Here is a 12701-nt window from a genome sequence, read left to right as displayed (position 1 = left end):
CATGGCTAAGGAAGCTCAACGTCCGCGCCGCAAAGAGCGCAAGAACATCTCCTCCGGCGTCGTTCACGTGAATTCGTCGTTCAACAACACGATGATCACCATCACCGACGTTCAGGGCAACGCCATCGTCTGGGCCTCGTCCGGCAAGCTGGGCTTCAAGGGCTCCAGGAAGTCGACGCCCTACGCCGCTCAGGTCGCCGCCGAACAGGTCGGCCGCGCTGCCATGGAACACGGCATGCGCACCGTTGAGGTGGAAGTGTCGGGCCCGGGTGCCGGCCGCGAGTCCGCACTCCGCGCGCTCCAGGCCTGCGGCCTGCAGGTGACCTCCATCCGTGACGTGACCCCGATCCCGCACAACGGCTGCCGTCCGCCGAAGCGCCGCCGCGTCTGACGCTCAAGGCCCCGCACCGTCCGGCAATTTCCGGGCGGTTCATTCGTATCTTTGTGAAAACTTGGGCTCCCTGCTGAGGGGAGCCGGATTTTCGACAGGAAGCACATAACGATGCAAGTCAACCAGAAGAACTGGCAGGAACTGATCCGTCCGTCGAAGCTCGAGGTCCAGCCGGGCCGTGACCGCCGCCGCGTCGCCACTTTCGTGGCCGAACCGCTGGAGCGCGGTTTCGGCACCACGCTCGGCAATGCGCTGCGCCGCATTCTGCTGTCTTCACTTCAGGGCGCTGCCGTCACCTCCGTCCATATTGACGGCGTTCTGCATGAATTCTCCTCGATCGCCGGCGTGCGTGAGGATGTGACGGACATGATCCTGAACATCAAGGAAATCGCCATCGGCATGCAGGGCGAAGGCCCGAAGCGCCTGATGCTCCGCAAGGACGGCCCGGGTGTCGTCCGCGCCGGTGACATTCAGACGACGGGCGATATCCAGATCCTCAACCCCGAGCATGTGATCTGCACGCTGGACGAAGGTGCGGAAATCCGCGTCGAGTTCACGGTTGCCACGGGCAAGGGCTATGTCGCTGCCGAGCGTAACCGCCCGGAAGATGCGCCGATCGGGCTGATCCCGGTTGATTCCATCTACAGCCCGGTGAAGCGCGTGTCCTTCAAGATCGAGAACACCCGCGAGGGCCAGATCCTCGATTATGATAAGCTGATCATGAATGTCGAGACCGATGGCTCGGTGAGCCCTGAGGATTCGGTGGCCTATGCCGCGCGCATTCTGCAGGACCAGCTTTCCGTGTTCATCAACTTCTCGGAGCCCTCCAAGGCCATCATCGAGGAGAGCCGCCCCGAACTGGAGTTCAACGCAGCGCTGTTGAAGAAGGTGGACGAGCTGGAGCTGTCCGTGCGCTCCGCCAACTGCCTGAAGAACGACAACATCGTCTACATCGGCGACCTGATCCAGAAGACCGAGGCGGAGATGCTCCGTACCCCGAACTTCGGCCGCAAGTCGCTGAACGAGATCAAGGAAGTTCTCGCCCAGATGGGTCTCCATCTCGGCATGGAAGTGCCGAACTGGCCGCCCGAGAACATCGAAGAACTCGCCAAGAAATACGAACAACATTATTGAGAACCAGAACGGCGCGCCCTTGTGTGGCGTGCCGGAATTGAAGGAGAACGGTTATGCGTCATGGTTTCAGGGGCCGCCGGTTCAACCGCACGGCGGAGCATCGCCAGGCGATGTTCGCCAATATGGCTGCGGCATTGATCAAGCATGAGCAGATCGTGACGACGCTGCCCAAGGCGAAGGACCTTCGCCCGGTCGTCGAAAAGCTGATCACGCTTGGCAAGCAGGGGGGCCTCCACGCCCGCCGCCAGGCGATGTCGACGCTGCGCGACGAGACGCAGCTGAAGAAGCTGTTTGACGTGCTGGCCGCGCGCTATGCGGGCCGCAGTGGCGGCTACCTTCGCATCATGAAGGCCGGTTTCCGCTATGGTGATCAGGCCCCGATGGCCGTGATCGAGTTTGTGGACCGTGACGTGAACGCACGCGGCCAGGATTCAGGTCCCGTGCAGGCGCAGGATGAGAGCGCCGAAGCGGCTGCCTGATCATTAACATAAAGAACTTTATCTAAGGGCAGCTGGGACGCTGCCCTTTTTCTTTGCCACAATTGCCGCTATAACGGTTTCAGGATGGGAATTCCCGTTTAAGCTGAGTCGGTATTCCCCGGCGGAAGCGCCCAGGCACAGGATACAACATGCTGGTAGCACTCTCCATGGCGAACCGCTTCGATGTCTTCAATGCGGTGCAGGAGCCGTTTGCAGACGAGGCGGAATGCGCCTCCTTCCTCCGCACGGCGAGGGACCGTTTGGGGGTGCTCAACCTGTCCTACTGGTTCCTGGGTTCATCGAGTGCCGTGCCGGACAGGATGACCTGGTATTCCACCTATGATCAGACCTACACCGCAATTTACATGCGGGATTTCTCGCCTCTGCGGGACCGGGCCTTTCAACTGTCTTTCACCCGTCTCCTGCCGCTGGACTGGGAGGAAGCCCGCGCCGGTGATCAGACCGTGGAACACATTCACCAGCTTGCCGAACGCTTCGGCATCGGCCGGCATGGCATTTCCATTCCGATCCGGGATACTGGTCTGGGAGATGCGCTGTTCTCGATCAATTTTGACTGCGATTCCGTGCAATGGGGGCAGCTCCGGCGTGAAATGGCCAATGAGGCGCATCTCTTCGGCCACTACTACCATCAGCGCATGAAGCGCCTGCTGGGGGCGCCCGCACCAAGCACCGCCTTCGACTTAAGCCCGCGCGAACGCGAAGTCCTGCAATGGGCGGCCGAAGGCATGACAGCAGGGCAGACGGCAAGGTTGCTCAAGGTGAGTGAAAGCGCCGTCAACCTCTACGCCGCGCGCGCGATGTCAAAGCTGCGGGCCAGAACCAAGACGCAGGCCGTGGCGATAGCAGTGCGGAACAAGCTGCTGCAGTGAGGCGAAGGTGCCCCGGCAGATGCAGGCCGTTGCGCTGGATTATGGCGAAACTATCCGGCTGATTGACGGAATTGGGCAACTCTCCCCGGCTGAACTGCCGAATGACTGCTTCTCCGGGATATCCCATATCTCTCATGTTCCAATTGCCGGAAGAGAGGCCGCTTCGTGGGGTGATATTTGGGAATTGGGGCGATACCTGTTGCGCCGACACGCCGGATGCGAGCAGGGCCACAATGGCGATAGAGGACAGGGCCCTGACACCCGCGCTCAACGACGCTCTGCTGAAACGCATGACGACCCCATCCCTGATATCAATATCTCTGGTTGAGAGATATGTGAAGATAGGGAGAGCGAGGTGCCAATCAGAAATACCGGTGAAATTGATATAAAATTGTTTTCACAATATAGTCATCCGTTAAACACATCCCCCACCGGCACCACCGCATGGTCGCCATAGCCGTTGAACATGGTGGAGGTGGCGATGCCGTAGGCGCCCAGCGTGCCGAATTCGACGTAGTCCTCGTCCTTCAAGACCATGGGCAGGTCCAGCTTGGCGGGCAGCACGTCGAGCGGGTCACAGGTGGGGCCGAAGACTTTCCAGGGCTTGGTGGGGCCATCCACGAGCTTGCCGTCACGGATCACGCGGAAGGGGGGCTGCAGTTCCGGCACCTGCATGAATTCCATGAGGCCGCCATAGATGCCGTCGTTCAGGAAGATGTCGTCCCCGTCCGAGCACACGAGCTTGATGCGGGTGAGCAGCGACATGCAGTTGGCGACGAGGCCGCGGCCGGGCTCGCACTCGAGTTCAGGCTCCGTGCCCTTGCCGAAATAGCGCGTCGCCGCCTCGGCGATGGCGGTGAAATAGGTGTCAAGCGGCGCGGGCTTGCTCAAGGGATAGCTCGCCGGAAAGCCGCCGCCGACATTGAGCTTGCCGATGTGAACGCCCGCCGCCTTGGCAATGCGGTGCGCGGCTTCGATGTGGCGGACATAGACGGCGGGATCGCGGGACTGGGAGCCCGGATGGAAGGTCATCACCGGCACGAAGCCGCGGCGGCTGATGTCCTGCAGGAGTTCGATGGCGATGTGCTCCGGCGCGCCGAACTTGGTCGAGAAATCATGCGCGGATGAGGCGCGGTCCCGCGGCAGCACGAAGCGCACCGCAAGTTCGACCGAGCGATCCTCCCCCACGATCTCCGCGATCTTGGCCACTTCCTCGCGCGCATCGACGGCGAAGCGGCGGCAGCCGAACTTGGAGTAGGCATTGTGGATCTCGCGGCGGGACTTGACCGGGTTGTGATAATGAAAATGCGCCTGCGGCTGGATCGAATGCACCAGCGCCATTTCCTGGACGGACGCCACATCCCAATGGGTGAGGCCCGCCTCCGACAGAGCGGTGACGACCTCCCGCGACGGATTGGATTTGACCGCGAAGCTCACCGTGCCGGGGAAGCCCTGGGTGAACACCGCCAGCCTGGCCCGCAGCCGCTCCGCGCTGAAGCAGAACACAGCTTCCTCGGGCTGCATGACCCGCGCAACCGCCAGCGCATCGGCGTAAAAGGGAGCGGCGACAATGTTCAGCGCGGTCTGGGCCATTGGAATCTCCGTCAGGGTCAGGTGGGGACGAGGGCGTGAGATAACGTTCCGGCCTGTTGGATTACACACGGCGTTGTGCTGAATTGTGACGGTTGAGTCGTCATTCTGACGAAAGCGGGCACCACTTCGCCGATGGCAAACATCACCACCAAGGATGAGGAGCTGATTGCCCTGCTGAAGGTCGATTCGCGGGAGCCCGTGGCTTCGCTCGCCCGCAAGCTGGGGCTGTCCCGCACCACCGTTCAGGACCGGCTGCGCCGGCTTGAGGAGACCGGCGTCATCGCCGCCTATTCGATCCGGCTCTCGCGTGAGATGGACCAGGGCGGCATGCGCGCCTTCGTGACCTTCTCGGTGGAGCCGCGCCGCCAGATCGAGGTGGGGCGCATGCTGGCGAAATTCCCGCAGATCGAGACCCTCCATACTTTAAGCGGCAAATTCGACCTGATTGCCCAGGTCAAGACCGCCTCATCAGAGGCCATGGACCGGCTGATTGATGAGATCGGGCAGATCCCCGGCATCACCCGGATCGAAACCTCGGTCATTTTGTCGACAAAGCTTGATCGCAGATAGGGCGCACAAGCGCCCCCATAAGGAGTCACATGCGTTTTCACCCTGCTGTTCTGTCCGCCCTTCTGCTGTTTCTGGCGAGCCCCTTCGCCGCGGCGCAGGAGAAGGCCGTGCCGGAGTCCTCTGCCGCCGTGCAGATGTCTTTTGCACCCATCGTCAAGACGACGGCGCCGGCCGTGGTCAACGTCTATTCGCAGCGGCAATTGCCGCAGCAGCAGGGCAACCGCTTCTTCGACGACCCGTTCTTCCGGCGCTTCTTCGGAGATGACGGCACCTTCGGCCGCCCGCGGGAGCGCGTGCTGAATTCGCTGGGTTCCGGCGTGGTGGTGGACCCGTCTGGCCTCATCGTCACCAACAATCACGTGGTGGCCAACGGCACCGACATCAAGGTTGTGCTGGCCGACAAGCGCGAGTTCGAAGCCAAGGTGCTGCTGACGGATGAGCGCACGGATTTGGCCGTGCTCAAAATCGAGGTGCCGGACGAAAAGCTTCCCGCAATCACGCTGGGCGATTCCGATGCGCTGGAAGTGGGAGACCTGGTGCTGGCCATCGGCAACCCGTTCGGCGTGGGCCAGACGGTGACGAGCGGCATCGTTTCCGCCTTGGCGCGCACGCAAGTGGGCGTGACGGATTATCAGTTCTTCATCCAGACCGATGCCGCCATCAACCCCGGCAATTCCGGCGGCGCCCTCGTCAACATGAAGGGTGAGCTGATCGGCATCAACACGGCAATCTTCTCCCGCTCCGGCGGTTCGATCGGCATTGGCTTCGCGATTCCCACCAATATGGTGCGGACGGTGGTGGCGACCGCGGAGAGCGGCAGCGGCCTGATCCGCAGGCCCTGGATCGGCGCTGAACTGCAGGACGTGACGCCCGATATCGCCACCTCGCTTGGCATGGCCAGGCCCGAAGGTGCGCTGATCGTCAGCCTGCACCCGGAAAGCCCGCTGACGAAAGCGGGGCTGAAGCGCGGGGACATCATCCTCGCAATCGAAGGCCGCCCCATCGAGAACGCCCAGGAACTCGGCTATCGCGTGGCGACCACAGCGATCGGCGCCACGACCATTGTCGAATATCAGCGCAAGGGGGACCATAAGGAAACCCAGGTCACCATGGTGGCCGCGCCCGAGACGGTGAAGCGCGATGATACACTCATTGACGGGCCGAACCCACTGGCGGGCGCGGTTGTCGCCAATCTCTCCCCCGCCGTTGCCGATGAGCTGGGGCTGCCAGCGAACAGCAAGGGCGTGGCCGTGGCCAAGGTGCAGGACGGCCCGGCCCAGCGCTTCTTCCGGCGGGGTGACGTCATCCTCGAAGTGAATGGCGAGAAGATCGAGACGGTCGACGCCCTCAGCAAGGCACTGGCGGGTGAACAGAGCCTGTGGCGCCTGGCGCTGAACCGCGGCGGACGCGTCGTGAAGATCGCCATCGGAAACTGATGGCGAGCCTCTTCGACGCCGCCGGCTTCGGAAAGGATGCACCGCGCCCCCTGGCGGACCGGCTGCGCCCGCAGAAGCTTGGCGACGTCGTGGGGCAGGACCATCTGGTGGGTCCCGATGGGGTGATCACGCGGATGCTGGCGGCAGGCCGTATCCCGTCCATCATCCTGTGGGGGCCGCCCGGCACGGGCAAGACGACGATCGCACGGCTGCTGGCGGGTGAGACGGGGCTTGCCTTCGAGCAGATCTCGGCCATTTTCTCAGGCGTTGCCGATCTGAAGAAGGTCTTCGAACAGGCACGCATCAGGCGGGAGCAGGGGCGGGGAACCCTGTTGTTCGTCGACGAGATTCACCGCTTCAACAAGTCCCAGCAGGATTCGTTTCTGCCCTATGTGGAAGACGGCACCATTATTCTTGTGGGCGCCACCACCGAGAATCCGTCCTTCGAGCTGAACGGCGCTTTGCTCTCCCGCGCGCAGGTGCTGGTGCTGAACCGGCTTGATGCCGATGCCATGCAGGCGCTGATCCGCCGGGCGGAGATGTTCGAACGCCGCGCCCTGCCGGCGGACGCACAGGCGCGCGATGCAATGACCGGCATGGCAGATGGTGACGGCCGCTATTTCCTGAACATGCTGGAGGAGGTCTTTGCCGCCGTGCCGGAAGGCGGAGCACCTCTTGATACGGAGACGCTCGCCCGCACCGTGCAGAAGCGCATGCCGCTTTATGACAAGGCGGCGGACGGGCATTATAACCTCGTGTCCGCTTTGCATAAGTCGGTCCGCGGCTCCGACCCTGATGCGGCTCTTTACTATCTGGCCCGCATGCTGGTTGCGGGCGAGGACCCGCTGTTCATCGTCCGCCGCGTGGTGCGGATGGCCGTGGAGGATGTGGGTCTGGCAGACCCCCAAGCCCTCCAACAGGCGCTGGCCGCCAAGGACACTTATGATTTCCTGGGCAGCCCTGAAGGCGAATTGGCGATTGCGCAGGCGGTCGTCTATGTGGCCACCGCACCAAAATCCAATGCCCTCTATACCGCCTACAAGGCCGCAACCGAGCGTGCCCGGCAAACAGGCTCCCTGATGCCGCCCAAGATCATCCTCAACGCGCCGACCAAGCTGATGAAGCAACAGGAATATGGCGCGGGCTACCGCTATGACCATGACCAGCCGGATGCCTTTTCCGGCCAGAACTACTTTCCCGACGGCATGGGCCGCGAGAGCTATTACGACCCGGTGGAGCGCGGCTTCGAGCGCGAGGTGAAGCGGCGGCTGGACTACTGGGCGAAGCTCAGGAAAGAGCGGGCTCCCTGAGTCTGCTCCCGACAAGATGTCGGCATTTGAAACAAATACCTCGATTTAAAAATCAGTCGCGGACACGCTCCTGTTTCCCTCACCCAGGAGTTCCGAACATGTTGCCTATCTTCACCGGCGTTACGCTCTACACGCGGTGCATCCCGGAGATGGTCGATTTCTACAGCCGCCATTTTGGGTACGCCGCCTTTCAGCGGCCCGGTGATCGCATCGTCGATCTCCGACCACTTGGTGCCGGCACTGCCATTCGTCTGCATCTTGCCACCAAGGGCCAGAAGCAGGGACAAGTGCTGGTCAAGCTGAACTTCGACGTCGACAACGTCTCGGCGTTTGCGCATTCCGCGAAAGAGCGCGGACTGGTGTTTGGTCCACTCCACGACGGCATGGGTTATGTGAACGCCAATGCCAAAGATCCTTCGGGAAACTCGATCTCGATCTCTGGCAGGACCTCCGCCGCGGCGCAGGCGGCGGAGTTCGACGTGCCTTATGCCCCAGGGCAATGAAGGTTGCGCTGAGGCGGTGGCAATGGCGGATTGGACGCCGCTCCAGAAGAAGCGGGGGCCGCCTTGACGCTGTCGCTTTCTGCCAAGGCCACGGCAATTGCCGCCAGAACCCTCCGCGAGCGCATGGACAGGTTTTCAGAGGCCCCCGGCTGGGTCCCTACCGGGCAATCCTAAAACAGGAAAACAATCGTTACAAAGCCCGTTATGAGCCTATCCTCAGTGACCCATATCTGCCGTCACCCCAGCGGAAGCTGGGGTCCCGCTTTGCCTCCGCGCGCGCTGAGGGGAAGCGGGATGCCAGCTTTCGCTGGCATGACGGGCAGTGGTGGTCGATCCCGAGAGGGGCGGTGAGGGGACCGATCCTAGTCAGTGGCGATCCGCTTCAGCGCCGCCTGGTACTCCGGCGGCAGGCCATTCTCCCGCGCTCCCTCGATGATTGTGCCGAGATACTCAGCACTCGGAACGTGCTCACCCGGCTCAGGCCGCGCGAAATAGGTGAGGCACCCGACCGAGCGGCCATCCATCAGCACACGGATGGTCTGTCTGTTGTAGCGGTTCTCGTGAAAAGGCTTCGAGGGATCATATCCCTCGCGCCTGTCCAGCGCCGCGATGTCCTCGTCATGCATGCGGTAGACCACGCCCCAAACTTCGGCACCGGGCCTTTCGATGATCCCGGCAACACCGCAGAGCCGCACCGGCGAGCTTCGGGGGAAACACAGCGCGTAATCCTTCAGAACCGCAGACCCCAGGCACTCATGCGAAGGGCAGCGCTCACGCATCTGGGCGCGGGACATGTTGGAGCCATAGGCGAAGTAGAGCATTTCTACTGCTCTAGGACTGACTCGACGTTGCAGACTTTCATGAGGCGGTAAAACTTCTCTGTGGTGTCTATGCGGTTACCACCCCATACAGAGGGCATTGTTACCAACCCAGTCCTCATAAGCATTGAGGCAGTAGCGAAAACTTCTGAATTTGATGCAAATATATTCGGTACCAGTTCATCCAGTGTTGCTTTTTGCATCACAAGTCCATCTTCTTCTGAATGCGGGAAATCGTGGTTTGCATGAGAGCTCCAGAGTGCAGCAATTAATGCAATTTCTTCTCTACTCAAACTTGCTGCCGTGTCAGCTAGGGCGGATATCTCGTCTACGCTCAACTCATGATTTTTGCTGATCCCGCTGTTTATCATCTGAGCTAGCAGACGGAGATTCCTCCTTGCAGTTCCTTGCTTCACTGCGTTGAGGTACCTGAAGACCAGTGAATAGAAGATGTCCGTTTCGAAATCTCCATTCAGCCGCACACCGTGCTTTAGCTCCTCTAGTAGAATTTCACGTGCTTCCTCTGCCTTCCTTCGCCACCACTTTGACAACCCGAGCGCAGCCAGCGAAGTAGGCGGTTGTCCCATTAGTGTCGAAAGTGCATCAGCGGTAAGTGCTTCAATCAGTATGCTCATTCCGCCGCCATTTTCCGGCCGCGCTTCAAAACCTCTTTCAGGAAATGACCCGTGTAGCTGCGCTTCTCGCGGGCCACGTCCTCTGGAGTTCCCGCAACCACGATTTCACCGCCGCCGTCCCCGCCTTCAGGGCCGAGATCGATCACCCAGTCCGCGGTTTTGATGACTTCGAGATTATGCTCGATCACGACCACGCTGTTGCCCTGATCCACCAGCTCGTGCAGAACTTCGAGAAGCTTCTTCACGTCATGGAAGTGAAGGCCCGTCGTCGGTTCATCGAGCAGATAGAGAGTGCGGCCTGTGGCGCGGCGGGAAAGCTCCTTCGCAAGCTTCACGCGCTGGGCTTCACCGCCCGAGAGTGTCGTCGCCTGCTGGCCGACCTTGATATAGCCGAGCCCCACGCGCTCCAGCGTTTCCATCTTGTCACGAACACTCGGCACGGCGCGGAAGAATTCGGCAGCTTCGCTCACCGTCATGTCGAGGACGTCGGCAATCGACTTGTCCTTGAACTTGATTTCCAGCGTTTCGCGATTGTAGCGGTGCCCATGGCAGGCGTCACACGTGACATACACGTCCGGCAGGAAGTGCATCTCGATCTTGATGACGCCATCGCCCTGGCAGGTTTCGCAGCGCCCGCCTTTCACGTTGAAGGAGAAGCGCCCTGGCTCATAACCGCGCGCCTTGGCTTCGGGGAGGCCTGCGAACCAATCGCGGATCGGCGTGAAAGCGCCGGTATAGGTGGCGGGGTTCGAACGCGGCGTGCGGCCGATGGGGCTCTGGTCAATGTCGATGATCTTGTCCAGAAGTTCGAGGCCGTCGATCCGGTCATGCTCGGCGGGTGCTTCCCGCGTGCCCATGAGTTTGCGTGCGGCCGCCTTGTAGACGGTGTCGATCAGCAGCGTGGACTTGCCGCCGCCCGAGACGCCCGTCACGCAGGTGAAGACGCCCAGCGGAATTTCCGCCGAGATGTTTTTGAGGTTGTTGGCGCGGGCACCTTTGACCCGGATCGAGCGGCCCTTTTCCCATTTGCGGCGGACGCCGGGAAGCGGCACGGCGAGTTGGCCCGTAAGATATTGCCCGGTGAGAGACTTGGGGTTCGCCATCACCTCTTCAGGCGTTCCCTGCGCAATGATCTCGCCGCCGTGGATGCCGGCGCCGGGGCCGATGTCGACCACGTAGTCGGCAAGCCGGATTGCATCCTCGTCATGCTCGACCACGATCACCGTGTTGCCGAGATCGCGCAGGCGCACGAGCGTTTCAAGCAGCCTGGCATTGTCGCGCTGGTGAAGGCCGATCGACGGCTCGTCCAGCACGTAGAGCACGCCGGTGAGGCCGGAGCCGATTTGCGAGGCGAGCCGGATTCTCTGGCTTTCGCCGCCCGACAGCGTGCCCGAGGTGCGCGAGAGGTTCAGGTAATCGAGCCCCACATCCACCAGGAACTTCAGCCGGTCACGGATTTCCTTGAGGATGCGCTGGGCAATTTCCTGGTCCTTGGGCTTCAGCTTGGCGAGAAGTGCCACGAACCACTGGTTGGCCTCGCGGATGGACATGGCGGAGATTTCGCCGATGTGCCTTGAATCGATCTTGACCGCCAGGGCCTGGGGCTTGAGGCGAAAGCCGTTGCAGGCGCTGCAGGGATGGTCGGATTGGTATTTGGAAAGCTCTTCGCGCATCCATTCTGAATCGGTCTCGCGCCAGCGCCGCTCAATATTGCCGATCACGCCTTCGAAGGGCTTCTTCGTTTTATAAGCACGGATGCCATCGTCATAGGTGATGGTGATTTCATCCTCGCCGGTGCCAAACAGGATCGCCTCACGCGCCTTTTTGGGGATATCTTTCCATGGCGTGTTCATCGACACCTTGAAGTGCTTGGCCAGCGCCTCCAGCGTCTGATTGTAATAGGGCGATGTATTGCCGGTCCGCGCCCAGGGAAGGATGGCGCCGCCCTTCATGGAGAGGGATGTGTCCGGCACCACAAGGTCCGGTTCGAAATGAAGCTCGGTGCCCAGGCCATCGCATTTCGGGCAGGCGCCGAACGGGTTGTTGAAGGAGAACAGCCGGGGCTCGATCTCGTCAATGGTGAAGCCCGAGACCGGGCAGGCGAAGCGCTCCGAGAACAGCAGGCGCTCATGCGTATCGTTCTTCGACTTGTTGGCGCCTTCCTCCGAGGTCTCGGAAGCCTTCAGTGGCTTGTCGGCGAATTCGGCCACGGCCAGCCCATCCGCCAGCTTCAGTGCGGTTTCGAAACTGTCGGCAAGCCTGGTGGCGATGTCACCTTTGACCACGATCCGGTCCACCACCACATCGACGTCATGCTTGAACTTCTTGTCGAGGGCAGGGACGGCGTCGATCTCATGGAACTGGCCATCGACCTTCACGCGGGTGAAGCCCTTCTTCTGAAGGTCCACCAGTTCCTTCCGGTATTCGCCCTTGCGGCCGCGCACGATGGGGGCCAGCAGATAAAGCCTCGTCCCCTCGGGAAGGGTGAGCACGCGGTCCACCATCTGGGTGACGGTCTGGCTCTCGATGGGAAGCCCGGTGGCGGGCGAATAGGCAACACCGATGCGCGCATAAAGGAGGCGCATATAGTCATAGATCTCGGTGACGGTGCCCACCGTCGAACGCGGATTGCGGCTCGTGGTCTTCTGTTCGATCGAAATGGCAGGTGAGAGGCCGTCGATCTGGTCGACATCCGGCTTCTGCATCATCTCGAGGAACTGCCGGGCATAGGCCGAAAGCGATTCGACATAGCGGCGCTGGCCCTCGGCATAGATTGTGTCGAAGGCGAGCGAGGATTTGCCGGAGCCAGACAGCCCCGTGAAGACGATCAGCTTGTCGCGCGGAAGTTCGATCGAGACATTCTTCAGGTTGTGCTCGCGCGCACCCTGGACGGACAAGACTTTCTTTTGCTCTGGCATGGCCACTCGACTAGATCAAAAAGA

At 61.3% G+C, this 12701-nt stretch carries 12 protein-coding genes; 8 read left to right on the top strand and 4 right to left on the bottom strand.

The genetic code is table 11. The annotated features are described in order from the left end of the window. The first annotated feature begins 1 nt into the window (after position 1). From rpsK to ACO06F_RS02445, 4 genes are all read left to right on the top strand, one after another. Entirely contained in the window at positions 2 to 391 is a 390-nt protein-coding gene (rpsK, locus tag ACO06F_RS02460) for a 30S ribosomal protein S11 (RefSeq protein ID WP_421695117.1), read from the top strand. Between the two features lie 111 nt (positions 392 to 502). Further along, positions 503 to 1525 (top strand): DNA-directed RNA polymerase subunit alpha, encoded by a 1023-nt coding sequence (locus ACO06F_RS02455; RefSeq protein ID WP_421695116.1) that lies wholly within the window; start codon positions 503 to 505, stop codon positions 1523 to 1525. Between the two features lie 53 nt (positions 1526 to 1578). Further along, positions 1579 to 2004: a 50S ribosomal protein L17 gene (rplQ, locus tag ACO06F_RS02450; protein ID WP_421695115.1), complete on the top strand. Its 426-nt coding sequence runs from the start codon at positions 1579 to 1581 to the stop codon at positions 2002 to 2004. A 149-nt stretch (positions 2005 to 2153) separates the two neighbouring features. Then, positions 2154 to 2894, top strand: a complete 741-nt coding sequence (locus ACO06F_RS02445) for a helix-turn-helix transcriptional regulator (RefSeq protein WP_421695114.1) — start codon at positions 2154 to 2156, stop codon at positions 2892 to 2894. 408 nt (positions 2895 to 3302) lie between these two features. On the opposite strand, the gene ACO06F_RS02440 is transcribed toward ACO06F_RS02445, so the two are convergent. Continuing rightward, the gene (locus ACO06F_RS02440) at positions 3303 to 4487 is read right to left on the bottom strand and encodes a hypothetical protein (RefSeq protein ID WP_421695113.1); all 1185 of its coding nucleotides are present in this window, start codon (positions 4485 to 4487) and stop codon (positions 3303 to 3305) included. A 132-nt stretch (positions 4488 to 4619) separates the two neighbouring features. Here ACO06F_RS02440 and ACO06F_RS02435 point away from each other — a divergent pair, with 132 nt between their 5' ends. From ACO06F_RS02435 to ACO06F_RS02420, 4 genes are all read left to right on the top strand, one after another. Continuing rightward, positions 4620 to 5057: an Lrp/AsnC family transcriptional regulator gene (locus ACO06F_RS02435; RefSeq protein ID WP_421695112.1), complete on the top strand. Its 438-nt coding sequence runs from the start codon at positions 4620 to 4622 to the stop codon at positions 5055 to 5057. A gap of 29 nt (positions 5058 to 5086) precedes the next feature. Beyond that, positions 5087 to 6493 (top strand): DegQ family serine endoprotease, encoded by a 1407-nt coding sequence (locus ACO06F_RS02430; RefSeq protein WP_421695111.1) that lies wholly within the window; start codon positions 5087 to 5089, stop codon positions 6491 to 6493. Beyond that, the gene (locus tag ACO06F_RS02425) at positions 6493 to 7803 is read left to right on the top strand and encodes a replication-associated recombination protein A (RefSeq protein WP_421695110.1); all 1311 of its coding nucleotides are present in this window, start codon (positions 6493 to 6495) and stop codon (positions 7801 to 7803) included. Before ACO06F_RS02430 ends, ACO06F_RS02425 begins: the two co-directional genes overlap by 1 nt. Before the next feature lie 98 nt (positions 7804 to 7901). Further along, positions 7902 to 8306, top strand: a complete 405-nt coding sequence (locus tag ACO06F_RS02420) for a VOC family protein (RefSeq protein ID WP_421695109.1) — start codon at positions 7902 to 7904, stop codon at positions 8304 to 8306. 362 nt (positions 8307 to 8668) lie between these two features. On the opposite strand, the gene ACO06F_RS02415 is transcribed toward ACO06F_RS02420, so the two are convergent. The 3 genes from ACO06F_RS02415 to uvrA are packed head-to-tail and all read right to left on the bottom strand — an operon-like array spanning position 8669 to position 12677. Then, positions 8669 to 9127 (bottom strand): gamma-glutamylcyclotransferase family protein, encoded by a 459-nt coding sequence (locus ACO06F_RS02415; RefSeq protein ID WP_421695108.1) that lies wholly within the window; start codon positions 9125 to 9127, stop codon positions 8669 to 8671. Between the two features lie 2 nt (positions 9128 to 9129). Next, positions 9130 to 9759 carry a hypothetical protein gene (locus tag ACO06F_RS02410; RefSeq protein WP_421695107.1) on the bottom strand — a complete coding sequence of 210 codons (630 nt, stop codon included), beginning with the start codon at positions 9757 to 9759 and terminating at the stop codon, positions 9130 to 9132. Then, the gene (uvrA, locus tag ACO06F_RS02405; RefSeq protein ID WP_421695106.1) at positions 9756 to 12677 is read right to left on the bottom strand and encodes an excinuclease ABC subunit UvrA; all 2922 of its coding nucleotides are present in this window, start codon (positions 12675 to 12677) and stop codon (positions 9756 to 9758) included. The genes ACO06F_RS02410 and uvrA overlap by 4 nt, the downstream gene beginning before the upstream one ends. Positions 12678 to 12701 lie beyond the last annotated feature (24 nt).

The sequence above is a fragment of the Aestuariivirga sp. genome, assembly GCF_965227715.1.
Taxonomy (GTDB): domain Bacteria; phylum Pseudomonadota; class Alphaproteobacteria; order Rhizobiales; family Aestuariivirgaceae; genus Aestuariivirga.
The sequence above is the reverse complement of the archived record's forward strand: the minus strand, read 5'-3'. Positions and strand labels throughout refer to the sequence as shown.